Origin of the sequence: Flagellimonas ulvae, from assembly GCF_049333175.1 — a bacterium.
Lineage (GTDB): Bacteria > Bacteroidota > Bacteroidia > Flavobacteriales > Flavobacteriaceae > Flagellimonas.
Map to the genome: position 1 here is coordinate 2,269,592 of NZ_CP186325.1, position 26,314 is coordinate 2,295,905.

Genomic DNA, 26,314 nt, shown 5'->3' on the forward strand with positions numbered 1-26,314 from the left:
AAAATTATACACTCTCTAGTCCTTATTGACCTAGTTATTTATCCTTTTTTTGGTCGAAATGCAGTATGCTAAAAAAATCCAGCTAAAAATTAAAAGAATACCACCTACTGGAGTAACTGGGCCTAAATATTTTAAATCAAATGACAGTGCTTTTCCAATAACCAAAACATAAATTGAAGCCGAGAAAAGAATCACACCGGTCAAAGTCAATCTATAGAGTATGACTGCTGATTTTCCACTCAACCGATCCCAAACCCCCAAAAAGAGGAAGAAAAAAGCGTGGTACATTTGGTATCTAACACCGGTTTCAAAAGAATCCAAACCTTCATAATCCGTAATTCGTTCCAAACCATGGGCGCCAAATGCTCCAAGGAGAATTCCAATCAACCCCAATACTACACCTGTTATTAAAAATGTTCTTTTCATAACTTTTCTTGCTTGTTATTTTACAAATACAACAATTTGATACCTTAGTCTTTCTATAAAGCAAAAGTAATTAAAAGCTATGTCCCGAACTGTTTTGGTGTTTGGAGCCGGGAAATCCACAGCCTATTTGTTGGACCATATTTTGGAAAAATCAGTAAGTGAAGAGCTCAAGCTGGTTATTGCCGATATCAACCCAGATTCGGTTGATTCAAAAATTGCTTCTCATCCAAATTGCAGCGTTCTTCAACTGGATATTTTTGAAGATGAAAAAAGAGAAAACACGGTCAAAGATGCTGCTGTAGTAATCTCCATGTTACCTCCAAAATTGCATATCAAAGTTGCCATGGACTGCCTAAAGCACAAAAAGGATTTGGTTACCGCTTCCTACATAAGCGATGCTATTCAGCAATTGGATATGGATGTGAAGAAGAAAGGACTAGTTTTTATGAACGAAATCGGCCTTGACCCTGGTATAGATCATATGAGTGCCATGCAAATCATTGACCGTATTAGGGATGATGGCGGAAAAATGTTACTTTTTGAATCCTTTACAGGGGGCTTGGTGGCACCTGAACACGATTCCAACCTCTGGAACTATAAGTTTACCTGGAATCCCAGAAATGTGGTCGTTGCAGGTCAAGGGGGCGCCGCTAAATTCATTCAAGAAGGCACCTACAAATACATTCCCTATCAAAAGCTTTTTCGAAGAACGGAATTCTTGGAGGTAGCAGATTATGGAACATTTGAAGTGTATGCCAATAGGGATTCTTTAAAATACAGACAAGCTTATGGGCTTGAAAAAGCCCTTACACTCTATCGAGGCACTATGAGAAGAGTAGGTTTTTCCAAGGCCTGGCAGATGTTTGTGATGCTCGGAATGACGGATGACAGCTATGTTATTGAAAACTCCCAAGGCATGTCCTATAGAGAATTTGTGAATCTGTTTTTACCCTATTCCCCTACAGATTCTGTAGAATTGAAACTTAGACACTACCTAAAAATTGATCAAGACGATATTAGATGGGGCAAACTTTTAGAGCTCAATCTTTTTGATGACACCAAGAAAATTCCGCTTGCCCAAGCTTCACCGGCGCGAATGCTTCAGTATATTTTGGAAGACAGTTGGACGCTCGAAGCCCATGAGAGGGATATGATTGTGATGTACCATAAATTTGGCTACGAGCTGAACGGAACAAAAAAACAGATTGATGCCAATATGGTAGTCCTAGGAGAAAATAAAAGCCATACCGCAATGGCCAAAACCGTGGGTCTGCCCGTGGCCATGGCCGCATTACAGATTCTAAATCGTAAAATCAAAAGCCCAGGTGTGCAGATTCCCATCAAAAAGGAAGTTTACGAACCTATATTAAAAGAGCTGGAATCTTATAAAATTCATTTTAAAGAATATGAAGTGCCCTATCTGGGTTATAATCCTGACTCCGTAGCTATTTAAAGATTGTTGTTTTTTAGATATCTTTAGCTTCAATTTTTAAGACAAAAGATGAAATCCAATAACAATTCTGTCAAAATTGATGGTATAGACAAAAAAATCTTAAGATATCTAATGGAGGATGCGCGAAGACCCATTCTTGAGATTGCAAGAAATATTGGTATTTCTGGCGCAGCCATTCACCAGCGACTTCGCAAACTCGAAAATGCTAAACTCCTTGCCGGTTCAAAGTTTATTATCAACCCGAAAGTCCTGGGCTACACTACCATGGCATATATTGGTATTTTCTTGGACAAGGCCATGGCCAATCCAAGAGCTGTAAAGGATTTAGAGAAAATTCCTGAAGTTTTGGAATGCCATTATACCACTGGGAACTGGTCCATATTGATTAAAGTGCTTTGTAAGGATAATGAACATCTGATGATGGTGCTCAATAAAAAAATCCAACAGATTGAAGGTGTCTCAAGAACAGAGACCTTTATCTCTCTTGACCAACAGATAGATAGACAGATTTCAATATAAAAGACCTGCCTGGAGTGTCCCAAACAGGTCTTGATTATATATCTATTTAGAAAGATTTAGTCTCTTCCTCCAAAAACGGCCCATGCCCAATATAAAAGGGAAGCTAAGGCTCCGAGCGCAGCTACCAGATAAGTTCGTGCCGCCCATTTTAAAGCATCTTCAGCCCCAGCATATTCCTGTTGGCTTACCATATTCTTCTGCTTTAACCATACCAATGCTCGCTTACTGGCATCGTATTCCACTGGCAGGGTTACAAAACTGAACAAAGTGGCAAAGCCCATCATGACCAATCCTGCAACAGCAACGTAGAAACCGATGCCTCCCAGTGCATTTGTAGCCATTAAGGCGATTCCCCCAAAGACAATCCATGTGGACATTCCAGAGGTAACACTAACCACGGGAACCAACTTGGAACGCATGGTCAACCATTCATACGCCTGAGCGTGCTGAACAGCATGCCCCACCTCATGTGCCGCCACAGCCGCCGAGGCTGCATTTCTTTGGCTGTAAACTGCCTCACTTAGGTTCACGGTTTTTTTCTTGGGGTTGTAATGGTCCGTCAACATTCCAGGTGTGGAAATCACTTTTACATCGCGAATTCCATAATCATCCAACATTTTTTGGGCAATTTCCGCCCCACTCATCCCATTGCGTAAATGAACCTTGGAATATTTTTTGAACTTGCTTTTAAGTTGGTTGCTCACCAGCCAGCTAACAAGCGCAATGCCCCCAATCAATATATAATATGTCATCATAGCTTTTGTGTTTTAATACATCTAAAGATACCAACAAAAATGCAAAAACCCCGCCAACTTGTGACAGGGTCCTTTTTACTGACAAAATGTAAACTAAACTAAAACGGGTTCTAAATTGAAAGCTTCTGTAATTTCTTTGTATACTATTTCACCTTCCACAATGTTCAGCCCTTTGGAAAGGGATTTATCCAAATTACATGCGCTGTGCCATCCCATATTGGCCAATTTTAGCACATAGGGCAGTGTTACATTAGTCAAGGCTACGGTAGAAGTGTAAGGGACTGCCCCTGGCATATTGGCTACACAGTAATGGACTACATCATTGATGATGTATGTGGGGTCCTCATGGGTGGTGGGCTTAGTGGTCTCAATGCATCCGCCTTGGTCAACCGCCACATCTACGATAACGGTTCCCGGACGCATATGGCTAAGCATATCCTTATTTATCAATTTTGGAGCTTTGGCCCCTTTGATCAATACACCCCCTATTATGAGGTCATGGGTTTTTATATGTTTTCTAATATTGAATTCATTTGAAAATTCGGTAACAACATGACTTGGCATTACATCATTTACATAGCGAAGTCGTTTCATGTTCACATCCAAAATGGTTACATGCGCTCCAAGACCAGCTGCCATTTTTGCAGCTTGAATACCCACAGTACCAGCACCCAGCACTAATACTTTGCCCGGAGCCACACCAGGAACACCTCCAAGAAGCACACCGCGGCCTTTTTTAGGTTTTTCCAGATATTTGGCTCCCTGTTGAATGGCCATTCTGCCAGCTACCTCGGACATAGGAGTTAATAAAGGCAGCGTTCCATCTTCATCCTCAACCGTCTCATATGCAATACAAGTAGCGCCGCTGTTAATCATAGCTTTAGTGAGTGCTTCGCTTGAAGCAAAGTGAAAGTAGGTGAACACAATTTGTCCTTTTTGTACCAAAGGATATTCTTCTGCAATTGGCTCCTTTACCTTAACTATCATTTCACTGATAGCATAAATTTCTTGAATGGTATTTAAAATAGTAGCCCCCACCTGTTGGTAGTCTTTATCAAAAAAACCGCTACCCTCTCCAGCTCCAGATTGCACATAAACGGTATGGTTGTTCTTTACCAGCTCGAAAACACCTGCGGGAGTCATCCCAACACGGCTTTCGTTGTTCTTGATTTCCTTAGGTACACCAACAATCATTTCTATGTTTTTTTGATTACGATTCAAAGGTGTCATAAAAAACACAATAAAAAAAGAAAATATCGATAAAATGCAGGGGTGAGTCGATAAAAAATATAATTTCTAAAAAATGTACCCTTAAAAAATAGGGGGTGTCATTCAAATAAACTAAAATTATATTTGAATACCCTTTAATTTAGCAGGGTCATTTGTATTTTAATTTCAAAACAAGCATAAGAATTGCCAATAAGGATGTTATGCCATTGGCCAATATAACGGACGGACTTTGAATTTTGATACCATAGACCAACCAAAGTATGGTGCCCGCCAAGAAAACCGTATACATGGTCAATGAAACATCTTTGGTTGATTTGTTCTTGAAAGCCTTGTATACTTGTGGCACAAATGCAGATGTAGTTAAGGTAGCCGCGACCAGCCCAACAATTTCAATATTTCCCATTGAATGGATTTTTAAATGTCTAAAAGGTTTGTATCCTTTGGACGGAACAACCAATACTATGTTATCCTAAGCAGAGCTAGCCTACGATATTGACAATCTTTCCTGGAACCACAATTACTTTTTTGGGTTCGCGCCCTTGTAATTGTTCCTTGGTTTTGTCATGGGCCATCACAACTGCTTCAATTTCATCTTTGCCCATATCCAAAGGTAGCTCTAATTTAAAGCGAAGTTTACCATTAAAGGAAATCGGGTATTCCTTTGTGCTCTCTACCAAATACTTTTCTTCAAAGTTTGGGAATGGCGCATTTGCAATGGATTCTGAATGACCCAAACGCTCCCAAAGCTCTTCGGCAATATGCGGTGCATAGGGCGAAACCAGAATCGCCAAGGGTTCCAAAATGGATTTACTTGTACATTTTTGTGCTGTCAATTCATTCACACAAATCATAAAAGTGGAAACAGAGGTGTTGAATGAAAAGTTCTCTATGTCCTCTTCTACTTTTTTAATGGTTTTGTGAAGTGTCTTTAGGTTCTCCGCAGACGGTTCAGCATCGTTTATGTTGCCATAAAGTTTCCAGAGCTTTTTCAAGAAGGAATGCACTCCGGTTATTCCAGCCGTGTTCCAAGGTTTGGATTGCTCCAAAGGCCCAAGGAACATCTCATATAAACGAAGAGAATCTGCCCCATACTCCTCACAAATAGAATCCGGATTGACGACATTGTATTTGGATTTGGACATTTTTTCAATTTCACGACCCACTATATACTTCCCGTCTTCCAAAATAAACTCGGCATCCCTATATTCAGGTTGCCATTTTTTGAATGCTTCAATATTCAATTCATCAGAGGAATTGACCAATGACACGTCAGCATGGATTTTTTGAAGAGCATCGTATTTTTCAGGCCTTAAATCATCTCCGTTCTCCACTAAAAATCCTGCATATTCTTTTATTCTTGATTTAGACACAAAGGTTACTTTGTCTTCAATTTTTGTTCTATAAACAAAAGCACTTGTCCCTGTAATCATCCCTTGATTAATCAACTTCTGGGCAAACTCTTCTTTGGGGGCAACTCCTCTATCAAATAAGAATTTTTGCCAAAAGCGTGAGTACAGCAAGTGCCCTGTAGCATGTTCGCTTCCTCCTATATATAGGTCCACATCTTGCCAATATCCAATGGCTTCTTTGGAATAAATGGCCTCATCATTGTGAGGGTCCATATACCTATTGAAGTATTGGGAGCTCCCTGCCCAACCAGGCATGGTGTTCAACTCCAATGGAAAAACAGTGGAATCATTGATTAATTGATTACTGACCACTGTACATTGTTCCGTATCCCAAGCCCAATCTGTTGCATTGCCCAAAGGTGGCTCCCCAGTTTCCGTAGGAAGGTACTTTTCCACCTCAGGAAGTTCTAAAGGCAAGTGCTCTAAAGCAATCATTTGAGGCATATCGTCTACATAATACACCGGAAAAGGCTCTCCCCAATACCGCTGTCTGCTAAAAACAGCATCGCGAAGACGGTAATTTATTTTTCCTTGACCTTGATCTAGTTTTTCTAATTCAGCAATCGCTTTGGTTGTAGCCTCCCTGTAGGACAACCCATTTAGAAAATCTGAGTTCGCTATTATGGTATTCGCTTTATCAGCAAAAGCCTCTTCAGAAATATCAATCCCTTTAAAAATATTGGGGATTGAAATGTTATAATGCTTCGCAAAATCATAATCCCTTTGGTCACCACAGGGAACGGCCATGACCGCTCCGGTTCCGTAACTCGCTAAAACATAGTCCCCAATCCAAATAGGAACCGGTTCTTTGGTAAATGGATGTTCAGCATAGGCACCTGTAAACACCCCAGAAATAGTCTTTACATCTGCCATTCTATCGCGCTCGGAACGTTTGGCTGTAGCTTCTACATAAGCTTCCACCTCATCTTTTTGCTCAGGTGTGGTAATCTTGGCCACTAATTCATGTTCTGGGGCCAAGGTCATAAAACTGACCCCAAAAATGGTATCTGGTCGCGTAGTGAAAACTTCGATTTCGGACTTCTCGACTGCGCTCGAAGTGACTTCCGGGCTTGGAATGACATTAAAGGTGACAGAAGCTCCTTCGGAACGCCCAATCCAATTGGTTTGGGAATCCTTAAGTGGCTGAGGCCAGTCAATAGTGTCCAGGCCATCCAAAAGACGTTGCGCATAGGCTGTAATACGCATGCTCCATTGGGTCATCTTTTTTCGGATAACGGGATGCCCTCCCCTTTCGGAAACGCCATTTACAATTTCATCATTTGCCAATACAGTACCCAAAGCTGGACACCAGTTTACCTCAGTATCCGCCAAATAGGTCAATCTATACTTTAAAAGAATCTCTTGTTGGGTCTTTTCAGAAAACCCTGACCAATCTTCAGCATCAAACACTGGAGTGTCATCATCACAAGCGGCATTAACTTTTGTATTTCCATCTTGTTCAAAAAGGGAAATCAATGTTGAAATATCCTCTGCCGTATCTGAAGTTTTATTGTACCATGAATTGAACAATTGAATGAATACCCACTGTGTCCACTTATAGTATTTTGGGTCCGAAGTTCTCACTTCCCGACTCCAATCAAAGGAGAATCCCAACTGGTCCAATTGCTCCCGATACCTATTTATGTTGGTTTCCGTAGTTATGGCTGGATGTTGTCCGGTTTGAATAGCATACTGTTCCGCAGGGAGTCCAAAGGAATCATAGCCCATAGGGTGAAGCACATTGAACCCTTTGTGTCGTTTAAAACGAGCATAGATGTCTCCTGCAATATACCCTAAAGGGTGCCCCACATGAAGTCCTGCACCTGAAGGGTAGGGAAACATGGAAAGCGCATAGAATTTCGGTTTATCCGATTGATTGCTCGCCTTAAAGGTTTCGTTTTCAGCCCAATATTTTTGCCATTTGGCCTCAATTTCTCTGAAATTGTAGTTCATTTTATATATTTCTCCTATGGTTGGCAAAAATAGGTTTAATCCCCCAAATCGAAAAAGATAAAGTACCCTCTATGTCACCGCTTTAAAAAATTGAAATTGCTGAAAATCAGATATCTCTTCTTCCTAGTGCAATTGTGCCTTTTTGCACATACTTCCCATGCACAATTAGGCTTTTGCGGAGGTAACTCCGGCGACCCCATCTTTACCGAAACTTTTGGCACTGGAATTCAGGATGGCCCTCCTCTACCACCAGGTACCACCACCTATAATTATGTGGAAGGAGGCCCGTTGGAACCCAATGATGGAAACTATACCATATCCGGCAGAACCAATTACTTTGATTGGTTTGATACCACGGACCATACTCCTGGGGATGTAAATGGAAAGTCTTTTATTGTAAACGCCAGTTTTACTGCGGATACTTTTTTCAATCGTAGTATCATCGGTCTTTGTGAAAACACCTCCTACGAATTTTCTGCATGGCTATTAAATCTACTACCTAGAGTTTCCCAATGTCCTGGAACACCAATACCCATAAATGTGAAATTTGAAATTCTTGATAGTACTGGAACGCAAGTTCTAGCTTCGGGAAGTACTGGTGAAATCAATTCTACAAATACTCCGGTATGGAATCAATTTGGACTTGTATTTACTACCCAAGTTGGACAGACTTCAGTTATTTTACTAATGTCAAATAATGGCAATGGAGGGTGCGGAAATGATTTGGCCATAGACGATATTGTTTTCAGAACTTGTGGTGATAACATATCGGTTGCGAATTCAACCAACAATACTTTTATTGATGTTTGCGAAGATGAAATTCCGGTTTCCACAACACTGGTCGCCACCCCCGATTTTTCAGTTTTTCAAAGCCATGTGTATCAATGGCAGGTGAGCTCGGATGGAGAAAATTGGACAGACATCCTGGGTGAGAACAATTCCACTTATACAGCCCCTTCTTTAAATACCACAACATTTTATCGAGTACAGGTCGCGGAAGATCCCCTTAATTTAGCAAATTCAAGTTGCAATATAGTTTCCGACACTTTCGAAGTTTCAGTTATTCCCAGGCCAGATGCCCCAGTTAGTTTGGGCAATGTAACCGTTTGTGGTGCTACTTTTGATAGTGTTTCGGTATCTGTTCCAGAGGGGGTACTGGTAAATTGGTACGATTCACCTGTTGGCGGAACACTTTTGACCTCCAACACTACGGACTACGAAACTTCGGTAGACGGAACCTTCTATGCGGAAGCGTTGACCAGCAAGGCGGGATGTATTTCAAATGAAAGAACAGCAGTTTCCATTGCTTTTTTTGACTTACCTGTTTTAACAGATGAGCAGTTTAGCTTTTGCGAAGGAGAATCTATTATGCTTTCTGCCAGTTTCCCAAATGCTACATATTTATGGGATACCGGTCAAACCACAGAGGAAATTAATGTAAGTACCCCAGGAGTTTATCAAGTTACGGTCACAGATGTAAATGGGTGTTCCAACACAAAAAAAATAGACCTTATCCAAATTGACAGACCAATCATTGAAAAAGTGAATTCAGACCATAGGGATATTGTTGTTACTGTAGCAAACGAGGGTGGTTTTGAATATTCCTTAAATGGCTTTGTATACCAACAACAATCTGTTTTTGAAAATCTTCTGGGTGGCAACTATACTATCTTTGTGCGAAGTGAAGACGTATGCGACCCTGTTGCTTTTCAATTCATACATATTGTAATCCCAAGATTTTTTACTCCAAATGGTGATGGCATAAATGACAGTTTCTCACCAGAAGGAGTCCAACCTTTCGATACATTCTCAATTCGCATTTTTGACCGAACTTCTAAACTACTGTTCCAATCTTCCAGCTTTGATTTTTCATGGAATGGAACCTTTAACGGCCATCCTTTGCCAGAAAGTGATTACTGGTACCGAATTCAGGTGGGAGAAAATCAATTTACGGGGCATTTTACGCTAAAACGATAAAAAAACACGTGTATTGAACATCAAAAAGTAGATCTCTTTAGGTCTTACTGATTACTTTCCTATTTTTACGTATTCATTTTGCCCTATGAGCCAATATATTGAACGCTATCAAAGAAGACGTCTAATTTCATCCTACTTTTCCGTAGTACTAAGTATTGCTTTGGTTCTTTTTTTATTGGGTGTACTAGGTCTTCTGGTATTGAATACCAAAAAGTTGGCAGACCACTTCAAAGAGCAAATAACTGTTTCCATCTTTTTAAGAGATAACGCTAAGCCCGTGGAAATTGAGCAACTTCAAAAAAGTTTGGCTCTGGCAGAGTATACCAAATCTGCAAATTACGTTTCAAAAGAGGATGCCGCAGAGCAATATAGTGAGGACATTGGCGAGAATTTTGTGGAGTTTTTAGGATATAATCCCCTCAAAAATTCCATTGATGTAAATCTCAAGGCTGATTTTGTGTCTCCTACGCAAATTTCAGAGATAGCCGATGAAATTGCCTCAAAAACCTATGTGGATGAGGTGAGCTATGATCAACCCCTCATCTCTTTGCTTAGCGATAATGTGCAGCGAATTAGTTTTTGGATATTGATTGCAAGCGGAGTTTTTACTTTTATATCGGTATTATTGATAAACAGCTCTATTCGCCTCTCCATATATTCAAAGAGATTTATCATCAAGACAATGCAGATGGTGGGTGCTACAAAAACATTTATCAGAAAACCTTTCATCTGGACAAATATTCAACTGGGCATGCTGGGGGCCTTAATTGCTTTAATTGCGCTCGCTATTGTGGTGTATTATGTAAACCTTAACTTCCCCGAGCTAAGTCTATTTCAAGAGTTGGTAAGCCTTATCGGACTGTTTGTCTCTGTTTTTGCTCTTGGGGTCTTGATATCTTGGCTGAGCACGCACGTAGCAACACAACGTTTTTTGAATTTAAGGACTGATGATCTTTATTATTAACTTTACAACATGAGTAAGAAAAATAAGAAGGAAAAAGAACCGTCAAAAGAGTTTGTTTTTCAAAGAAAGAACTATCTATTTCTTTTCATCGGACTCGCCTTCATAGCATTGGGCTTTATTTTGATGAGCGGAGGCGGAAGCGACGACCCCAATGTCTTCAATCCGGATATCTATAATTTTAGAAGAATACGTTTGGCACCGACTCTGGTTCTTATTGGACTGGGCATTCAAGTATATGCCATATTGTTGAATCCTCACAAAAAGAAAAAGTAATTTGGACGTTATTGACGCGATAATCCTTGGTATTATCCAAGGTTTAACTGAGTTTTTACCAGTATCCTCAAGTGGTCATTTAGAATTGGGAAAAGCCATTCTTGGAGCCGATGCAATACCAGAAGAAAGCCTCTTATTTACGGTTATTTTGCACTTTGCAACTGCATTGAGCACCATCATTGTATTCCGAAAGGATGTTATTGAGATTTTTAAAGGATTGTTTCAATTTAAGTGGAATGAAGAAACCCAATTCTCCTTAAAAATTATAATCTCAATGATTCCTGCCGCTTTGGTCGGTTTCTTTCTTGAAGATTTTTTAGAGGTCTTTTTTGATGGAGCCATTATCATAGTTGGCATAATGTTGCTCATTACAGGATTTCTTTTATATCTGGCGGATATGGCCAAAACAACGGATAAGGGAGTCTCTTATCGCAGTGCATTTGTCATAGGCATAGCACAAGCTGTTGCCATTTTACCTGGAATTTCTAGAAGTGGAGCTACTATTTCGGCGGCAGTTTTATTGGGTGTGGACAAATCAAAGTCAGCGCGTTTCTCATTTTTGATGGTGGTCCCATTAATTTTCGGAAAAATGGCCAAGGACCTCTTAAGTGGCGACATTCATTTTGCTGGAGACCAGACCGTTGCCATTAGCGCAGGTTTTATAGCAGCATTCGTTGCCGGTTTGGCCGCGTGTACCTGGATGATTAAATTGGTTCGCCAAAGCAAACTCTCCTATTTTGCCATCTATTGCTTCATCGTAGGCCTTATTGCGATCGCCTGGAGCATTTGGGGGTAGTCTAAAATCCTCTATTTTTGCTCGTGATTTCAGCACAACATTATTTAGAAGGACAAATTTTATTGATTGACAAACCTTATGAATGGAGTTCTTTCCAAGCATTGAATGCTGTAAAGTGGGCCATTCGAAAAAAGTTTGACCTCAACAAAAAGTTCAAGATTGGTCATGCAGGCACACTTGACCCTCTAGCCACGGGACTTTTAGTTATTTGCACTGGCAAATTCACCAAAAAAATTCCTGAACTTCAAGGGCAAATTAAAGAATATACCGGAACTATAACCCTAGGAGCGACCACACCATCCTATGACTTGGAAACCGAAGTGGACCATACGTATCCAACTTCACATATAAAGGAGGAGGATATACAAGAAATTCTACCAAATTTCATTGGGAAAATTGAGCAGCAGCCTCCTTTGTTCTCGGCACTAAAAAAAGATGGGAAAAGGCTTTATGAATATGCTCGGGAAGGAAAGCAAGTAGAAATAAAATCGAGAGTTATAGAAATACACACTTTTGAAATCACCCGTTTTGACATTCCAGAGATAGACTTTCGGGTAGTTTGCAGTAAAGGCACCTACATACGTTCATTAGCACATGATTTTGGAAAAGCCCTAAATTCTGGTGCTCATTTGACTATGCTCAGAAGAACCAAAATAGGCGATTTCAACGTATCTAAAGCTGTTACCCCTGAGGTTTTTAGGCAAAATCTTGAAGGTAATGGTTAAAATCATTAGAAAAAGGAGTTAGGGAAAAGCTAATAGTAAAATATTTTAAAAAAAAAGAGGTTATTATAGCACCATGAATCTTAACCGTCAACAGTTATCTTTCTTAATCACCTTCTTCTCCATGGCGTTGGTTATATTGTTATTGTACAACATCCACCTTGGAGGAATGAAGGAGGAAGAGTATGTGATTGAGTTAAGTTTGGCCGATGAGGATATTGAGAAGTTATTGGAAGAAGAGGAAAAAAGACTCGAAGAACTCGCCAATAATGATCCCATTAAAAGTCATATGGCCCTAAACGAAACTGCCAAACCTACAGTTGGTAATCCTGAACCTCTAAAAACTTTGGAAGAGCTCATGGAAGAACGGGCTTTAACGAGTGATGCTGGAGAGTTATCTGCTTCCGATGAGGCGTATGCCGAGAATTTAAAAAAGTTGGCCGAACAAAGACAGGAAAAGAAACAACAACTCTCCGAACGCGAAGAGCAAAAAGAAACCTTTACAAACGCCTTAAAAGACAAAAGGACCTCCATTTCCTATTCCTTGATAGACCGAAACGCCTATTCGCTACCTCCTCCTATTTACACCTGTATTGAAGGGGGAAAAGTAGTTATAAACATTAAAGTGGATCAAAACGGTTATGTTACCGAAGCTAATTTTAATGACCAAAGCTCCAGCACAAGTAATGGGTGTTTGGTAGACAATGCCATTCAATACGCACTTAAAGCACGTTTCAATCGAGGTTCAAAAAACTCGCAGATAGGCACTATTACCTATTTATATCAAAGCAAGTAGTTGTGTCAAATTTTCAAGGGTATTCTGTCCCTTGTCCTTGTTATACCATACTTGTAGGTCCTGTTTGAACTCTGAGGTCAATTTTCCATGCTCTTTTTTATAATCCTCAACCATTTGCGCAGCAATATTTGGCCTTGGCCCCCAATCTCCAACAACTTCTTCTTTATCCTTATCCCATACAATTAACTTCGGAATAGAACGGGAACCATTGGTCAAAAACTTATCCATTAATGGTAGATTTTCATCCCGTAATACAATTTTGAGGTCAATATTTTCATTCAGCTCTGCAACTTTATTAATTACAGGCAAGCTTGGCGATGCATCTCCACACCAGCTTTCGCTCAACACCAAAAACACCAAGTTTGAATCTAGATTAGCGATTGTTTGCTTTGTTTCTTCAGAAATCTTCAAAGTTTTGTCCCAACGCGCCATTCTTCGGTCGTTCAATTCTGTATAATTGATAAGAGACTCCAGTTGTTCAGGTCCTGTGGTGGCACGCTTTTTTGCTAAATCCCGTACCAATTCTCTATACGTTTGGTAAGACATGCCTTTTTCTATTCCTGAAAGCACTAAATCCAAAACTTCTCCCTTTTGGTTCTCCACAACTGTATCCATATGTATGTTTTTTCAAATGTAGCTCTTACGAACAGCTCATTTATTGATTTTTATCATTTGTTGGATTATTTGAGAAAAACTTACAGGTGGGTTCAATTTGAAGAAACTACCAGTATCCCTACACATCATTTTACCGAGATGATTTGCTCAATGGTCTAGAAATCTTTTCTTCACCATTCCACCTTTGGTGTCATTAATGCTGTTCATTATCACAAAGGCTTTTTCGTCAATTTTTTCGATTTCAAGATATAGTTTACGAATCTCCAGTCGGGTAATAACTGTGTAAATAACCTCATACTTCATTTGTTCCCCCTTGTTTCCATATCCTCCTCTCGCATCATAAATGGTCAATCCTCTGCCCATCGTCTCAATAATCATTTCACGCAACTCCTCACTCTTTTGTGAAATGATGGTAACTCCGGTGTATTCCTCAATTCCTTCAACCACAAAATCCAACGTTTTTGATGCAGCCAAATAGGTTAGCATGGAATATAACGCCGCTTCTATAGATAAAAGATAAGCGGCTGCTAAGAAAATGACAAGGTTAACTAGAATGATGACGTCGCCAATCTTTACACCCCATTTTTTGCTGAGAAAAATAGCGAGAACCTCTGTGCCATCAAGTACACTTCCACCTCTAATGGAAAGTCCGATACCTGCCCCTAAAAAGAACCCGCCGAAAACCGCCACCAATAACTTATCTTGGGTAACTTCGGGAAAAGTAACCAATACAAGAGTTAAAGCCAGACCTAAAATAGCGATTACCGCTTTTATGGCAAATTGCTTTCCAATGACCCTATAACCCATTATCAAGAATGGAATGTTGACCAAAATTATGAGTGCCCAAAGGGGTACATCGGCAACCTCGGAAATCAATAGAGAAATACCAGTGGCTCCACCATCAATAAATCGATTGGGCAAAAGAAAACTCTCCAGACCAAAGGCAGCGGAAAATATTCCAGAAACAATAAAGAAGGTATCCTTTACGCCAGAAGAAATTGATAGCTTAAAGTTTTTATTCCTTTGCTTGCTGCTTTTTTCCAGTACTGTTTTCTTTTGAGTCATGCTTCACCATCTATAAGTCCACTGGGTTTATGGCCAAGCTCTTGAACAACATGGCTTTGGTGAGGAAGAACTTATTCTGAACCTCATTTTGTTTTAAAAAGGCATCAATGAGACTGCTCTCCCGAGAGTTAATCAAAAACAGAGAGCTCTCACCAAAACTGAATTTTCGTTCTTCAGCAGATAGCAGCGTACCATAATCCCTCACAATATCTGCAATCAATTGGTTTTGGGTTGTGTACGAATCCAATTCCCTATAAATCGCAATTACCTTATTCTGAATCTCCACCAAGGCATTATCCCTCTCAAATTCAGCATCTCGTAACTTGAACTTTGCCAATTTTAAATCTCCCCGTTCTTTTCTTAAAAATATAGGTACGCTAAACACCACCCCCCCTTTGAATTCATTGGTTTCCAAGGAACCAATATTCCCCGGAGTCTCAGTTAAAAAATTATACTCTACATCTAAGGTGGGCAATAATTTGTTCGCTTTCAGTCTCTTGTCAACCACAAGACCATCAATTTTATACTCCAGCGATTGTATTTTTGGGTGATTCTCCAGCGTAAAACTATCCAAGGGTCTACCCATAATTTCTAAGGTTTCATCAATGTCCTCTTCAACGCCGTCATCTGGGACCACATTAGCCTGTAATTCAACTGGCAAATCATTGAGCCATAAAAAATTGGATAGCTCCAAAGAGCGTTTCATAAGTTTTACCCTTGCTTGCTCCAAACTCAAAGCTCTATTCTGAACAGCAATTTTAGCCTCAACCGTATCGATTACAGCAATATCGCCGGCCAATGCACTTTTTTTGATTCCTTGAAATCGTCTATCGGCATTTTGTAAAAAGTCCTGGAAAATCCTTGCATCCTGATATGCCCTTAACCAATCAAAATAGGCCAATGATGCTTTATACAAAATTTCATTGACTAATAAATCTTGGTCGGCTTTGCTCTGCTCCCTAAAGAACTTGGCTTTCCTTAGGGTAGCCATACGCTCGTTAATCCAAAAACCATCCGCCAAAGAGAAAGAAACCCCAAGACTGTACAATCCGTCATCTGGCAAGAATTCGTCCGGATTGGTAAACTCGCCTTGAATCTGTTCAAAATTACCTTTAAGCTCTATTCCATACCAAGTGGGTATTTTAAAGGTTGCATTCAAGCGGTCCCAATATTCAGTCCCTGAAAACTCTTTCCGATTATAATCCACCTCAATTTTTGGGTCAAAACCTCCACGAGCCTTCATCAGATTAGCCTGACCTATGGAAATGGTCAACTGTGCCTGTTTAGCCACCGGATGGTACTTCTTGACATAGCCTAAGAACTCCTTAAACTTAAGGACTACCGTATCTTGCTGGCCATATAATCCTGAGCTCATTGCAAGGAACGAGAACAGGATGAAAAAGTAGTTCCTATTTTTTTGCCACATCGGACTTGCCGTTTACAGGTTGATAATAATTTGGTGGGAATCCGTTGATCTGTCGCCATAACTCAAACCAAATTGGAACATCTTCCAACAAGGCCATGGTAAACGCTCCGGAACCAACCCTTAAATCCTTGGGCCAGGGAGCTTCGTCCGGGTCGGGTGCCACTAAGATTCTGTATTTTCCATTATCACTGATGAAGGTCTCAATGGCTACCACTTTGCCTCCAAAGGTTCCAAAAGACACATTGGGCCAGCCGCTAAATATAATTGCAGGCCATCCATCAAATTGGATTCGTATTTTCTCTCCCAAATGCATCAAAGGCAAATCTATAGGCTCAACGAAGGTCTCAACAGCCATTTCGTAATTAGAGGGCATAATACCTACCAAACGGTCCCCCTCTTTAAAGGTTTCGCCTATTCCTGATTGCAGTGCTTTATTGATAAAACCATTTTGGGGAGCGCGTATGTACATGAGATCATTCCTAATCTCATAATTGGTATACTCATTTTCCAACTTTGTCACCTGAGCCTCGGAATCAAACTGATTGGATTGCGCGGTATACCTATCACTGCGGGCTTTGGCTATTTTATCGGCATACTCGGCCTGAACCCTATTAATCTCAACTTCAGCATTGATTACCTCATTTTTACTGGTAAGAAGCTTGTTCTCCTGTGAAATCAATTTGGCCTGGGTCTCTTGTAATTTCAGGCGCTTTTCTTCAACATCGGTCACCGCTTTAAGACCCTCTTTTTCTAACTGCGTAGTCCGGTCAAATTGACGCTGGGCAATTAAGATATTGGTATTAGCCGCTTCCAAATCAATGCTATCGCTCTGTACTTTGAGCCTAGATTGCAACAACTTGTTCCTGGCCTGTTCCAATTTTAACTGTCGTTCTTTGGTCAAAGCTTGAATTTGAGTCCCCAAAGCCTTCACCTTTTCTTCGTAGGACGTTACCGCCATTTCTTTTGCCTTTATCTGCTGCCCCGTTCTGGCCACAAGGTTAGGGTCAAAGTATTCACTTTTAACTTCAGAAATGTGCAGAATAGTATCTCCCTTGTTTACAAAATCTCCTTCACGCACATACCATTGCTCAATACGCCCTGGAATAGGTGATTGAATGGTCTGCGGCCTTTGATCGGGTTTAAGTGTTGTCAAGAAACCATCCCCTGAGATATTCTGTGTCCAAGGCAGAAAGAGTATTATCAAGAGGATAATTGAAAAAGCGGCCAAAAAACGATTAAAATGCTTATAGTGCCTTCTGTGAAAAACCTTTATTCCGGCTTTATGTCCGGTGATATCCACCTTCTGGTTCAACTTGTTATGTGATATATTGAGCATGGTGTTTTATCTTTCGTTAATCAACTTTCCGTTTTCAATTGTAATGATGCGACCGCAACGATCTGTCCATTTTGGGTTTTGACTTACCACAACCAAAGCCCATCCATTTGAGGGGTCGGTTAAAAAGTCCATAATCCGAACTGCCTCCTCTTCTGTGAATTGATCTAGTGGATCTTTCAAAATCAAAAGCTTGGGTTTTCTCACAATACTTCGTGCCAAAACTATTTTCTTGGATATGGTATAGGGTATTTGTCTCCCTTCCGGATACAATATGGTGTTCAATCCCTGTGGCTGTTCTTTCACGAATTCAGTCAGTCCCGTTTTCTCAAGAGCCCAGTATACATCATCTTTTGAAATATCCTTATCGCCAAAGGTGATGTTATCCAAGATTGTACCTTCAAAAGGTGACTCTTCCGTAAGGGACTGCCCAAGATGATAGCGATAATAATTCAAATTCAATCCTTGCAGGGCAACGTTGTTTACAAAAATGTTTCCTTGGTTTGGTTCTATTATCCCTGCAATCAACCTCAGTAATGTTGACTTACCAGACCCATTGGGGCCCTGCAGTAAAATGGTACATGTAGGGGAGATTGTCAAAGAGATATCGTCAATGATTTTTTTATCCCTATCAGGCACGTGATAGGACACATCTTGCAACTCTACGGTAAAACCATCATTTTCAGAAAATGGACGCTCTCCTTCCAAAGGCTCCAATTCCCTATCGACCACTTGACCTAGCTTTTCCAAAGATGTCAATAGATCATAGAAGGTTTCAAGTCCAAGAATCAGTTTTTCAACAGAGCTGATTACTAAAAGTATAATAAGCTCAGCAGCAACAAATTGTCCGATATTCATTTCTTGGTTGAGAACCAGAAGACCTCCAATAAGTAAAAGTCCAGCAGTAACCAATACCTTAAACCCAATCATTTGTATAAATTGGAGAATGAGAACCTTAAAATGGCTTTCACGTGCATCAAGATACTTTGCCACTAAAGTGTCGTTTTTATCTATGGCATGTGAAGTCTTTCCTGAAAGCTTGAAACTGACCAAGCTTCTGGCAACTTCCTGAAGCCAATGGGCCACTTTGTATTTGTTTTTGGATTCATCTAAACTAGTTTCCAGACCTTTTTGCGCAGTGAATTTAAATACCACATATATCAAAAGGATGAGCAGAATACCATAAATGATGAAGAAGGGATGATAAAAGGAAAGCAAGAGCAATCCAAATATGATTTGTAAGAGTGCCGCCGGAAAATCAATCAAAATCTTTGAAAGCGACTTTTGAACAGTAAGTGTATCAAAAAAACGATTTGCCAACTCAGGAGGATAATAATTAAGGAGCTGACTCATTTTTATCTTAGGAAACCGATACGCAAACTCGAAAGAAGACCTTGTGAAAATCTTCTGCTGAACGTTTTCAATTATTCTTATCTGCATCAACTGGAGTATGCCTACAAAAGCGACCCCCAAGGTGACCAAAATAACCAATATGATCCATGAAGTACTTACTTGGGCTCCCTGTATAAGGTTGATAATGGCCTGTATCCCCAAAGGCAAGGATAAATTGACCACTCCTGCAAAAATTGCATAGTAGAAGATTTGCAGAACATCTTTTTTATCTAAAGCAAGAAGTCCCAAAAGGCGCTGCCACGCCGTTAATATATTTTTAGCCATTTACTGTTGGTTTAAGGGCCCTAAAAGCCAGATCCATAAAATATTCAGTTGGTGTGGTTACGTCGTTGCAATCTGTTAACATAGGGAAGTGTTCCTTCAAAAAGTATTGGTGGAGTGAACCTTCTAAAATTGTACTGGCCAAACTTGAGGGATAAGGATAATTCCCATCTAAGGCCACAATCATATCGTGCAAACGATTGATAAGCCTCTTGTAGATAATAAAATAACCATCCTTGTTCTCACGGTCCACTTCCTTAGTTAAATAGGATTTGGAATATTCGTTGATTACTATTTTGTTCAATAGCACCTCGTTGATATGGGAAAATGAGACATCTTGTTCCACAGTCTGGGTCAAAATCTCAATAGCTTTTTTCAGTTTTTCTTTTTTGTTGGTAATACCGTTTGTGGCAAACACCATTCTGTACTCCAGCCATCCCCAGTACCAAGATGCCAAATACAACAAGAGTTTGTGCTTGTTTTCAAAATATCGGTATATGGAACTTTCATTAGATTTTATACGTTCTCCCAGTTTTCTGAAGGTGAAGCTTTCAAAACCCATTTCATCAATCATCAGAATGCTCTGCTCTATGATTCGTTTTCCTAAATCGGATGATTCGGGATCTTTCACATAGATTTTGTCATTTATACTTATTCGTATCGAATGCAACAATCTTTCCATATAAAAACACTTTCATTAAATCGAACGCAAATATAACAGTATTACTATCATATATTAATAGTTTAACTACTTATTAACAATAGTAATGCTTTTTTATTTGCAATTAAAACTATCTTTATACAGTTTACTGAAAATCAAGCCTATGCAAAGAAGATTACTTTATATAATTCCGATTACTTTTTTGTTTTGCTCATTACTCAATGCGCAAGAACATTTTAAATCCATAAGTTTCGAGCACTTTTCTGAAAGTAGGGGCGATTCAGAAAGTGGTTTGATAGTAGAGATTCCCCAGTCTCAAATAATAGTTATGGAAAATTCCCTGAAGACCACATCTGGTTTTGGAATGCGTCTTAACTTCAATGGAGCCATGGTTATTGTAGACCAGATGGAGGTTTTAAGAGACGGTAGAACCCAAGTGGTGCTTAGAAGGGAAGATGGTCGAAACTTTTATGGATACAGACCTACTTTGAAAGCTATTCTAACTAACAATCCAAAAAATGAAAAGCAAGGTGTTAAATTGGTTGAAGACGAAAAAAGACGATCCGGTTTATGATGCTTCTTATCAGGTGCGTCTTGTAGAAGGTATTTTTGAACCTGCAGAATCAGCCGATGTATTATTATCCTTACTAAACTATAAAATAAAATTTCATAGCGTTCAACTCTTAAATCTGCAAGAACATGATGGTAAGGATTTGGAGCAATCCGAAAAAAGAATAGAAGAACTCAAACTGGCTAAAAAGAAAGTGACCGACCTTGTTTTGGATGCTCGAAACAATGGATTGGTGCTGGACATACGAAGCACAATTACCATCACTCCAAAACCAAGAGAAGAAACATCCTAATAACTATCTAACCATTGGAAGTGAGTTTTCATAATTTCTTCTTTGTTTGTTTCCAAATACTCCAAAAGAGCAGCGGACACTGGAGATAGCTTTTTGTTTTTTAACCAAACCAAATTCCAAGTTGTTATCATAGGGAGACTTTTAGATGGAATGATGGTAAGTTCTCCATTTTTCAACTCTCTATGCACCCCTATCAAGGGCATTATGGAACAGCCCAAACCAGCGATTACGGCTTGTTTTACAGCCTCGTTGGAGGTAAGCTCAATTTTTTTTCCTACGGTAATGCTTCGCTTGGTAAGATAACTTTCCATCGCTGCCCTTGTTGCAGAGCCTTTCTCTCTAAAAATTAACGGTGTGTCCTTTGAAAAGACACTTTTTCCAAACTTAACTTTTTCAAAGTATTTTGGATTGCCTACCAGTTGCAATACATTTTTCATCAAACTCACTTTGTTCAGATTCAAATGTTGGGGCAATACACTTACCAAGGCAAAATCTACTTGGTTTTCCTCCAAGGTTTCAACGACCCTAGATTTGTTGGTTACATCCATTACCAGATCAACTCCTGGGTTTCCTCTTACAAAATCTGATAAGAAATAAGGCATTACATATTTACCGGTGGACACTACTGATATTTTTAAGCGTCCAGCTAACTCCCCTTGATATGCCAAAAGCTTATAATTGATACTGTCTACTTCTTTTAGTATTCGCTTGGCCGCAGAAGCAATTTCACTACCAAAGTCTGTCACAAACAACTGCCTGCCCACAACCTCTGTAAGCGGTATTGGAAATTGATTTTGAAAATTTTTTAGTTGAATTGATACTGCAGGCTGAGTCAAATGAAGCTCTTCCGAAGCCTTTGTAATGCTTTGTTTTTCAACTATTTTCAGGAATATTCTTAATTGGTTTAAAGTATAATTCATAAAAATAATTTATTTATACAATAATAAATATAAATAAAGATATATAATAATAATGTATAACCTTTGCGCCAAAATATATTCCATGGAAGAAAAAATCTCTTTACCCTACAAACAGAAATCCAAAACCAAAAATGTTAAATGGACTTTCAACCGAAGTAGGGCCGCAAAAGCTACTTTGATTGCCATGATTTGCTTTTTTATCGTGCTATCCTTACAAAATGGATCTCTATTTCTAGACAAAATCCTTTTATGTTCTGGAATTATCGTAGCGCTTTTAGTAGCCTCTGCTGTAAAAAAATCTTAATCCCGATTATCTAAAAACTAAGAAATGGAAACAATTGTAAAAACAAAACAAAAGATTCAGTTGGTAGATGGAACATTTTCACCTTCTGAAGCCTCTGATGTTATTATTGCCCTGCTTGAGCAAAAAATTAATTTTCATAAGCTACAACGTCTATCATGGTGTGAGGGAGACAAAGATGCGAACACCAAATATCCTGATGACCGTATTCAAGAGCTTGAAAAAGAAAAAACTATCGCCAAAGACTTCATAAATAGTGTGCGCTGGGAAGGCAAAAGACTACGAATTGATGGCGTTCTCAACATTACCTTGGAGGAATAACAATACATGGACTTACACCTTTTGGTCGATAATTTGACCAACCCAGCCTTGCTTTTCTTTTTTTTGGGCATCATTGCTGTTCAGTTGAAAAGCGACCTTTCTATACCTGAAAATTCATCAAAATTCATATCACTTTACCTACTCTTTGCTATTGGTTTTAAAGGTGGCCTGGAGCTGTCCCATAGCGATTTTAGCATGGAGATTGTTTGGTCCCTTTTCTTTGGAATTTTTTTGGCCGTTTCAGTACCAGTCTTCGCCTATTTCATATTGAGACGTAAATTCAATGTGGAAAATTCCGGTGCCATAGCCGCTTCCTATGGTTCGGTAAGTGCAGTGACCTTTGTTACGGCCATCTCTTTTTTGGAAATGGAAACTATAGAATTTGGAGGACATATGGTGGCTGTAATGGCGTTAATGGAAGCCCCTTCTATAATTGTTGGAGTACTATTAATGGCTCTATTTCAAAAAAACAGAACCAACAAAAGCGATTTTGGAAAGGTATTACACCACTCCGTTACCAATGGAAGTGTCCTACTAATCTTAGGAAGTCTTGCTATAGGTTTTTTGGCCAACGAACAACAAGCCGAAGGTATAAAACCTTTTACTACAGATATTTTTAAAGGTTTCTTGGCCGTATTTCTACTCGATATGGGAATCATGAGTGGTCGAAAGCTTGGGGACTTTGTAAAGAAAGGAAAGTTTGCCCTGTTCTTTTCTGTGGGTCTGCCCATAATCAATGGTTGCTTGGTGGCCTGGTTTAGTCAATTTATAACGGAGAGTATGGGGAATCGTTTTCTCTTTGCCATTCTTGCCGCTAGTGCCTCTTACATTGCTGTTCCTGCGGCCATGCGTATAGCAGCACCTAAAGCCAATCCAAGCTTATACATACCTATGGCGTTGGCCATCACATTTCCTTTTAATATTACATTGGGAATGCCTCTCTATCTGTTTACCATTCAAAGTTTTTCACCTTAATCGATATTACCATGAAAATAAAAAGAAAGCGCCCCTCACTATTTCCCAATCACGGAAACGACAAAATAGCTTCAGCCATCCCAGTTAAGCCACACCGAGTGGAATTGGGTGCAAATTTTAGGGTGGGCAATCCCGCCAATGCCGCTTATCTTTTTATATGGAATTCTTTAAGACAAAAAATCAATTATCTGCACAAGCCAGAATTGCCCAGTAACCAGATGGTAGACCAAGTAGTGACCATAACCGGCATTCTTAAACGTAAAAACAATACATACACAGCCATCCTTCAACGGAAGGATAAAAATGAATTTTATAAAGGCTTAAAAAAGATTTATGCCGATATAGATAATGCAGTAATAGCCAGGGAATTGATTTCTCTATAAAGCACAGAGTACTTTTTCAACTATCTTTATCCAAAACCCAAATATGGATAAACACCGTTGTGGATGGTGTGTGGGAGACCCACTCTATGAAGCTTATCATGATGAGGAATGGGGCGTTCCCGTTAAAGATGACGCCACACTTTTCGAATTTTTAATACTCGAAACCTTCCAAGCAGGATTAAGCTGGATAACCGTCCTCAGAAAACGTGAAAATTTCAGATCGGCCTTTGACGGTTTCGATTACAAAACGATTGCCCATTATGGTCAAAAAAAGATTGATGAACTCTTGTCCAATCCTGGCATAATACGAAACAAGCTGAAAGTACATGCTACGGTAAGCAATGCCAATGCCTTTCTACAGGTTCAAAAAGAATTTGGTAGTTTCAGTAATTACATTTGGAGTTTTGTGGATAATATGCCCATTAAGAATTCTTGGAAGAATTACAAAGACGCCCCAGCAACCACACCTTTATCAGATTCATTGAGCAAGGATTTAAAAAAGCGGGGGTTTAAATTTGTAGGTAGCACCGTGGTTTATGCCTTTATGCAGGCTATCGGTATGGTAAACGACCATGAAGTGAACTGTTTTAGATACAATGAAGTATAAGTTTTTTTTTATAGCTCTCTGCCTCCTTCATCTTTACAGTTTTGGCCAAACCAAAAACGAAAAAGAATATAAAATAAGCCCTTCTGAACTTCCTAAAGGTATTGAAACCCAGTTGTCCCCTTTTACGGAAGATGCAAAACGGGTTAGGTACTATCAAGAAATTGATGGGGACAAAAAAAGCTATGAAGCCAAGTTTAAAAAAGGTCGATTGCGATATAGTGTTGAATTTGACGAATCCGGTTCTTTGGAGGATGTGGAATTCATCATTAAAGAGATAGATATTCCAAGTGAAAGTTGGTCCAACATTGTTCAATACCTCAAACAGAACTTTTCAAAATTTACAATCAAGAAGATACAACAGCAGTATCCGGCTAAAGACAAATCGTCAAAACGAACCCTGACTGAGGCTTTCCAAAATCTCATATTACCCTACATTAATTATGAGTTGATTGTATCTGGCAAGAGGTCAAAAGGTTTTGAACAATTCGAAATTCTATTCAATTCCGAGGGACAGTTTGTAAGTATGCGCAAATCCATCCGTTCAAAGTATGACCATGTCCTTTACTAGAGCCATAGGGTTTTGTACTTGGCTCATGCTTTCCATTACTTTGAATGCACAAGAAAATGTAACGGGTTTTTGGCAGCCTCAGGCGGCTCTCAACTATGATGTTTCACCAACATATGGTCATAATTTTTCCATAGCCTATCGCTCTTTCTTTTTGAGAGATGAAGATTTCACTTTCAGAAGCCGACAGTTGGATTTGATTCATTTTTCAAAGTTGGTCATCAAAGAGAATCAAAGTGTTGCTCTTGGGATTCAATATCGATTTAGGGATATCTTTGAAGACGCTTCCAATGAACTGAGACTCACCCAACAATTCAACTTTACATATCGGCCCATAACTATCCGATATGGACATAGGTTTAGAAGTGAGCAACGTATCACAACCAATCTTACAACCCATCGGTTTAGATATCGGTTTGCTATTGATTTTCCGCTAAAAGGTCAGAAACTAAACTTGGGAGAACCTTATTTTGCAGGAAGCGCTGAACAACTATTAAGTGTTGCCAAAGGCGAGTCTTCCCAGTACGATTTTCGTCTTAATGGTCAGATTGGTTGGCAGTTGGAAAAAGGATTCAAATTTCAAATGGGCGTGGAGTACAGATTTGAAGAATACACAGCTCCAGAAATCCAACATGTAATTTTTCTATTGACCTCAGTCCAATTATCCATTTAGTAAGTCAAGAAACTGACTTCTTGGTATCAGCTCTGCTCCCAAGCTTTCCAAATGGTCGGTATGCACCTGGCAATCCACTATTTTATAATTGAGCTGCTTAAGTTCTTCAACCATTTTTATAAAAGCAAACTTGGAAGCATTGGGGACCAAACTAAACATGCTTTCTCCACAAAAGACATGTCCCAAATCTATTCCATAAAGTCCTCCGACCAAAGTGCCATCTTGCCAAACTTCGTAAGATTTTGCAAAACCTTTGTCGAAAAGCTCCCTATAAGCTTTCCTTATTTCTGTAGTAATCCAAGTTCCTTCCTGCCCTTTACGGTTTACTTTTGCGCAATGCTCAAGAACACTGTCAAAAGAAGTATTGATAGTGAGTGAAAACTGTTCATCGCGAAGCACTTTTCGCATACTTTTTGAAATTCGGAGTTTATCCGGGAACAAAACCATTCTTGGGTCAGGGCTCCACCATAAAATCAACGCATCATCATTAAACCAAGGAAAAATTCCATTGCGATAAGCCAATACCAGCCGTTCTGGAGATAAATCTCCACCTACAGCCAATAAACCGTCTTCATTTGCAGCGCTTACAGGAGGAAACTCCAATCTATCGCCCAAAAAGAAAAGCGGAAGATTTTTTTTCTCTTTTTCCACTTTGCAAT

At 39.5% G+C, this 26,314-nt stretch carries 30 protein-coding genes; 17 read left to right on the plus strand and 13 right to left on the minus strand.

The window, feature by feature from the left end; translation table 11 throughout:
* Nucleotides 1–30 precede the first annotated feature (30 nt).
* A complete protein-coding gene (locus ACOKFD_RS10390; protein WP_422857872.1) occupies nucleotides 31–426 on the minus strand; it encodes a DUF423 domain-containing protein in 396 nt (131 codons plus the stop codon).
* Nucleotides 427–505: 79 nt separating this feature from the next.
* On the opposite strand from ACOKFD_RS10390, the gene ACOKFD_RS10395 reads away from it, so the two are divergent.
* On the plus strand, nucleotides 506–1,879 hold the full coding sequence (locus tag ACOKFD_RS10395) for a saccharopine dehydrogenase family protein (RefSeq protein ID WP_422857873.1): 1,374 nt from the start codon (nucleotides 506–508) through the stop codon (nucleotides 1,877–1,879).
* A gap of 48 nt (nucleotides 1,880–1,927) precedes the next feature.
* The gene (locus ACOKFD_RS10400) at nucleotides 1,928–2,398 is read left to right on the plus strand and encodes an Lrp/AsnC ligand binding domain-containing protein (RefSeq protein ID WP_298996878.1); all 471 of its coding nucleotides are present in this window, start codon (nucleotides 1,928–1,930) and stop codon (nucleotides 2,396–2,398) included.
* A gap of 56 nt (nucleotides 2,399–2,454) precedes the next feature.
* On the opposite strand, the gene ACOKFD_RS10405 is transcribed toward ACOKFD_RS10400, so the two are convergent.
* The 4 genes from ACOKFD_RS10405 to ACOKFD_RS10420 form a co-directional block, all read right to left on the minus strand.
* Nucleotides 2,455–3,153 (minus strand): zinc metallopeptidase, encoded by a 699-nt coding sequence (locus ACOKFD_RS10405; RefSeq protein WP_422857874.1) that lies wholly within the window; start codon nucleotides 3,151–3,153, stop codon nucleotides 2,455–2,457.
* 93 nt (nucleotides 3,154–3,246) lie between these two features.
* Nucleotides 3,247–4,347, minus strand: coding sequence for an alanine dehydrogenase (gene ald / locus ACOKFD_RS10410; RefSeq protein WP_422857875.1), 1,101 nt, complete (start codon nucleotides 4,345–4,347; stop codon nucleotides 3,247–3,249).
* Nucleotides 4,348–4,531: 184 nt separating this feature from the next.
* The gene (locus ACOKFD_RS10415; protein ID WP_422857876.1) at nucleotides 4,532–4,786 is read right to left on the minus strand and encodes a SemiSWEET family sugar transporter; all 255 of its coding nucleotides are present in this window, start codon (nucleotides 4,784–4,786) and stop codon (nucleotides 4,532–4,534) included.
* A 76-nt stretch (nucleotides 4,787–4,862) separates the two neighbouring features.
* Nucleotides 4,863–7,745 (minus strand): leucine--tRNA ligase, encoded by a 2,883-nt coding sequence (locus ACOKFD_RS10420; protein ID WP_422857877.1) that lies wholly within the window; start codon nucleotides 7,743–7,745, stop codon nucleotides 4,863–4,865.
* A 96-nt stretch (nucleotides 7,746–7,841) separates the two neighbouring features.
* Between ACOKFD_RS10420 and ACOKFD_RS10425 the strand changes: the two genes are divergently transcribed.
* The 6 genes from ACOKFD_RS10425 (at nucleotide 7,842) to ACOKFD_RS10450 (ending at nucleotide 13,273) form a co-directional block, all read left to right on the plus strand.
* Nucleotides 7,842–9,722 carry a T9SS type B sorting domain-containing protein gene (locus ACOKFD_RS10425; RefSeq protein WP_422857878.1) on the plus strand — a complete coding sequence of 627 codons (1,881 nt, stop codon included), beginning with the start codon at nucleotides 7,842–7,844 and terminating at the stop codon, nucleotides 9,720–9,722.
* A gap of 85 nt (nucleotides 9,723–9,807) precedes the next feature.
* A complete protein-coding gene (locus ACOKFD_RS10430) occupies nucleotides 9,808–10,686 on the plus strand; it encodes a cell division protein FtsX (RefSeq protein ID WP_422857879.1) in 879 nt (292 codons plus the stop codon).
* A gap of 9 nt (nucleotides 10,687–10,695) precedes the next feature.
* Entirely contained in the window at nucleotides 10,696–10,959 is a 264-nt protein-coding gene (locus tag ACOKFD_RS10435; protein ID WP_422857880.1) for a DUF3098 domain-containing protein, read from the plus strand.
* Nucleotide 10,960: 1 nt separating this feature from the next.
* Complete coding sequence (locus tag ACOKFD_RS10440) at nucleotides 10,961–11,755, plus strand: undecaprenyl-diphosphate phosphatase (protein WP_298996855.1); 795 nt, start codon at nucleotides 10,961–10,963, stop codon at nucleotides 11,753–11,755.
* Between the two features lie 26 nt (nucleotides 11,756–11,781).
* Nucleotides 11,782–12,480 (plus strand): tRNA pseudouridine(55) synthase TruB, encoded by a 699-nt coding sequence (gene truB / locus ACOKFD_RS10445; protein WP_422861020.1) that lies wholly within the window; start codon nucleotides 11,782–11,784, stop codon nucleotides 12,478–12,480.
* 121 nt (nucleotides 12,481–12,601) lie between these two features.
* On the plus strand, nucleotides 12,602–13,273 hold the full coding sequence (locus ACOKFD_RS10450) for a hypothetical protein (protein WP_422857881.1): 672 nt from the start codon (nucleotides 12,602–12,604) through the stop codon (nucleotides 13,271–13,273).
* Here ACOKFD_RS10450 and ACOKFD_RS10455 read toward each other — a convergent pair.
* The 6 genes from ACOKFD_RS10455 to ACOKFD_RS10480 all read right to left on the minus strand — a co-directional run bounded on the left by ACOKFD_RS10455 (nucleotide 13,256) and on the right by ACOKFD_RS10480 (nucleotide 20,068).
* A complete protein-coding gene (locus ACOKFD_RS10455; protein WP_422857882.1) occupies nucleotides 13,256–13,888 on the minus strand; it encodes a thioredoxin family protein in 633 nt (210 codons plus the stop codon). The genes ACOKFD_RS10450 and ACOKFD_RS10455 overlap by 18 nt on opposite strands.
* Before the next feature lie 147 nt (nucleotides 13,889–14,035).
* Complete coding sequence (locus tag ACOKFD_RS10460; protein WP_298996847.1) at nucleotides 14,036–14,953, minus strand: YitT family protein; 918 nt, start codon at nucleotides 14,951–14,953, stop codon at nucleotides 14,036–14,038.
* A gap of 10 nt (nucleotides 14,954–14,963) precedes the next feature.
* Nucleotides 14,964–16,328, minus strand: coding sequence for a TolC family protein (locus tag ACOKFD_RS10465; RefSeq protein ID WP_298996845.1), 1,365 nt, complete (start codon nucleotides 16,326–16,328; stop codon nucleotides 14,964–14,966).
* A 34-nt stretch (nucleotides 16,329–16,362) separates the two neighbouring features.
* The gene (locus tag ACOKFD_RS10470) at nucleotides 16,363–17,715 is read right to left on the minus strand and encodes an HlyD family secretion protein (protein WP_422857883.1); all 1,353 of its coding nucleotides are present in this window, start codon (nucleotides 17,713–17,715) and stop codon (nucleotides 16,363–16,365) included.
* Nucleotides 17,716–17,721: 6 nt separating this feature from the next.
* Nucleotides 17,722–19,389, minus strand: a complete 1,668-nt coding sequence (locus tag ACOKFD_RS10475) for a peptidase domain-containing ABC transporter (RefSeq protein WP_422857884.1) — start codon at nucleotides 19,387–19,389, stop codon at nucleotides 17,722–17,724.
* The gene (locus ACOKFD_RS10480; protein WP_422857885.1) at nucleotides 19,382–20,068 is read right to left on the minus strand and encodes a TetR/AcrR family transcriptional regulator; all 687 of its coding nucleotides are present in this window, start codon (nucleotides 20,066–20,068) and stop codon (nucleotides 19,382–19,384) included. Before ACOKFD_RS10480 ends, ACOKFD_RS10475 begins: the two co-directional genes overlap by 8 nt.
* Nucleotides 20,069–20,210: 142 nt before the next feature.
* On the opposite strand from ACOKFD_RS10480, the gene ACOKFD_RS10485 reads away from it, so the two are divergent.
* On the plus strand, nucleotides 20,211–20,621 hold the full coding sequence (locus ACOKFD_RS10485) for a hypothetical protein (RefSeq protein ID WP_422857886.1): 411 nt from the start codon (nucleotides 20,211–20,213) through the stop codon (nucleotides 20,619–20,621).
* Nucleotides 20,590–20,910, plus strand: a complete 321-nt coding sequence (locus ACOKFD_RS10490; protein WP_422857887.1) for a hypothetical protein — start codon at nucleotides 20,590–20,592, stop codon at nucleotides 20,908–20,910. Before ACOKFD_RS10485 ends, ACOKFD_RS10490 begins: the two co-directional genes overlap by 32 nt.
* Here the strand turns inward: ACOKFD_RS10490 and ACOKFD_RS10495 are convergent.
* Entirely contained in the window at nucleotides 20,907–21,830 is a 924-nt protein-coding gene (locus tag ACOKFD_RS10495) for a LysR family transcriptional regulator (RefSeq protein WP_298996828.1), read from the minus strand. The two genes, ACOKFD_RS10490 and ACOKFD_RS10495, sit on opposite strands and share 4 nt — an antisense overlap.
* An 82-nt stretch (nucleotides 21,831–21,912) precedes the next feature.
* On the opposite strand from ACOKFD_RS10495, the gene ACOKFD_RS10500 reads away from it, so the two are divergent.
* Genes ACOKFD_RS10500 through ACOKFD_RS10530 form a run of 7 tightly spaced genes read left to right on the plus strand, consistent with a single transcriptional unit; the run spans nucleotide 21,913 to nucleotide 25,655 of the window.
* Nucleotides 21,913–22,134 (plus strand): hypothetical protein, encoded by a 222-nt coding sequence (locus tag ACOKFD_RS10500; RefSeq protein WP_422857888.1) that lies wholly within the window; start codon nucleotides 21,913–21,915, stop codon nucleotides 22,132–22,134.
* Nucleotides 22,135–22,158: 24 nt separating this feature from the next.
* Nucleotides 22,159–22,452 (plus strand): hypothetical protein, encoded by a 294-nt coding sequence (locus ACOKFD_RS10505; protein ID WP_298996823.1) that lies wholly within the window; start codon nucleotides 22,159–22,161, stop codon nucleotides 22,450–22,452.
* A 6-nt stretch (nucleotides 22,453–22,458) separates the two neighbouring features.
* Nucleotides 22,459–23,427: a sodium-dependent bicarbonate transport family permease gene (locus tag ACOKFD_RS10510; protein ID WP_422857889.1), complete on the plus strand. Its 969-nt coding sequence runs from the start codon at nucleotides 22,459–22,461 to the stop codon at nucleotides 23,425–23,427.
* A gap of 11 nt (nucleotides 23,428–23,438) precedes the next feature.
* Nucleotides 23,439–23,810, plus strand: a complete 372-nt coding sequence (locus ACOKFD_RS10515) for a hypothetical protein (protein WP_422857890.1) — start codon at nucleotides 23,439–23,441, stop codon at nucleotides 23,808–23,810.
* A 43-nt stretch (nucleotides 23,811–23,853) separates the two neighbouring features.
* Nucleotides 23,854–24,417: a DNA-3-methyladenine glycosylase I gene (locus ACOKFD_RS10520; protein WP_422857891.1), complete on the plus strand. Its 564-nt coding sequence runs from the start codon at nucleotides 23,854–23,856 to the stop codon at nucleotides 24,415–24,417.
* Nucleotides 24,407–24,985: a hypothetical protein gene (locus tag ACOKFD_RS10525; RefSeq protein WP_422857892.1), complete on the plus strand. Its 579-nt coding sequence runs from the start codon at nucleotides 24,407–24,409 to the stop codon at nucleotides 24,983–24,985. Before ACOKFD_RS10520 ends, ACOKFD_RS10525 begins: the two co-directional genes overlap by 11 nt.
* Entirely contained in the window at nucleotides 24,972–25,655 is a 684-nt protein-coding gene (locus ACOKFD_RS10530) for a DUF2490 domain-containing protein (protein ID WP_422857893.1), read from the plus strand. Before ACOKFD_RS10525 ends, ACOKFD_RS10530 begins: the two co-directional genes overlap by 14 nt.
* Here the strand turns inward: ACOKFD_RS10530 and aat are convergent.
* Nucleotides 25,644–26,306 (minus strand): leucyl/phenylalanyl-tRNA--protein transferase, encoded by a 663-nt coding sequence (gene aat, locus ACOKFD_RS10535; protein WP_422857894.1) that lies wholly within the window; start codon nucleotides 26,304–26,306, stop codon nucleotides 25,644–25,646. The genes ACOKFD_RS10530 and aat overlap by 12 nt on opposite strands.
* Between the last annotated feature and the right edge of the window lie 8 nt (nucleotides 26,307–26,314).

Coding starts and splice junctions, on each gene's coding strand:
- ACOKFD_RS10390 (WP_422857872.1), bottom strand. CDS start 426: ATGAAAAGAACATTTTTAATAACAGGTGTAGTATTGGGGTTGATTGGA.
- ACOKFD_RS10395 (WP_422857873.1), top strand. CDS start 506: ATGTCCCGAACTGTTTTGGTGTTTGGAGCCGGGAAATCCACAGCCTAT.
- ACOKFD_RS10400 (WP_298996878.1), top strand. CDS start 1,928: ATGAAATCCAATAACAATTCTGTCAAAATTGATGGTATAGACAAAAAA.
- ACOKFD_RS10405 (WP_422857874.1), bottom strand. CDS start 3,153: ATGATGACATATTATATATTGATTGGGGGCATTGCGCTTGTTAGCTGG.
- ald (WP_422857875.1), bottom strand. CDS start 4,347: ATGATTGTTGGTGTACCTAAGGAAATCAAGAACAACGAAAGCCGTGTT.
- ACOKFD_RS10415 (WP_422857876.1), bottom strand. CDS start 4,786: ATGGGAAATATTGAAATTGTTGGGCTGGTCGCGGCTACCTTAACTACA.
- ACOKFD_RS10420 (WP_422857877.1), bottom strand. CDS start 7,745: ATGAACTACAATTTCAGAGAAATTGAGGCCAAATGGCAAAAATATTGG.
- ACOKFD_RS10430 (WP_422857879.1), top strand. CDS start 9,808: ATGAGCCAATATATTGAACGCTATCAAAGAAGACGTCTAATTTCATCC.
- ACOKFD_RS10435 (WP_422857880.1), top strand. CDS start 10,696: ATGAGTAAGAAAAATAAGAAGGAAAAAGAACCGTCAAAAGAGTTTGTT.
- ACOKFD_RS10450 (WP_422857881.1), top strand. CDS start 12,602: ATGGCGTTGGTTATATTGTTATTGTACAACATCCACCTTGGAGGAATG.
- ACOKFD_RS10455 (WP_422857882.1), bottom strand. CDS start 13,888: ATGGATACAGTTGTGGAGAACCAAAAGGGAGAAGTTTTGGATTTAGTG.
- ACOKFD_RS10460 (WP_298996847.1), bottom strand. CDS start 14,953: ATGACTCAAAAGAAAACAGTACTGGAAAAAAGCAGCAAGCAAAGGAAT.
- ACOKFD_RS10465 (WP_298996845.1), bottom strand. CDS start 16,328: ATGAGCTCAGGATTATATGGCCAGCAAGATACGGTAGTCCTTAAGTTT.
- ACOKFD_RS10470 (WP_422857883.1), bottom strand. CDS start 17,715: ATGCTCAATATATCACATAACAAGTTGAACCAGAAGGTGGATATCACC.
- ACOKFD_RS10475 (WP_422857884.1), bottom strand. CDS start 19,389: ATGGCTAAAAATATATTAACGGCGTGGCAGCGCCTTTTGGGACTTCTT.
- ACOKFD_RS10480 (WP_422857885.1), bottom strand. CDS start 20,068: ATGGAAAGATTGTTGCATTCGATACGAATAAGTATAAATGACAAAATC.
- ACOKFD_RS10485 (WP_422857886.1), top strand. CDS start 20,211: ATGCAAAGAAGATTACTTTATATAATTCCGATTACTTTTTTGTTTTGC.
- ACOKFD_RS10495 (WP_298996828.1), bottom strand. CDS start 21,830: ATGAATTATACTTTAAACCAATTAAGAATATTCCTGAAAATAGTTGAA.
- ACOKFD_RS10500 (WP_422857888.1), top strand. CDS start 21,913: ATGGAAGAAAAAATCTCTTTACCCTACAAACAGAAATCCAAAACCAAA.
- ACOKFD_RS10505 (WP_298996823.1), top strand. CDS start 22,159: ATGGAAACAATTGTAAAAACAAAACAAAAGATTCAGTTGGTAGATGGA.
- ACOKFD_RS10510 (WP_422857889.1), top strand. CDS start 22,459: ATGGACTTACACCTTTTGGTCGATAATTTGACCAACCCAGCCTTGCTT.
- ACOKFD_RS10515 (WP_422857890.1), top strand. CDS start 23,439: ATGAAAATAAAAAGAAAGCGCCCCTCACTATTTCCCAATCACGGAAAC.
- ACOKFD_RS10520 (WP_422857891.1), top strand. CDS start 23,854: ATGGATAAACACCGTTGTGGATGGTGTGTGGGAGACCCACTCTATGAA.
- ACOKFD_RS10525 (WP_422857892.1), top strand. CDS start 24,407: ATGAAGTATAAGTTTTTTTTTATAGCTCTCTGCCTCCTTCATCTTTAC.
- ACOKFD_RS10530 (WP_422857893.1), top strand. CDS start 24,972: ATGTCCTTTACTAGAGCCATAGGGTTTTGTACTTGGCTCATGCTTTCC.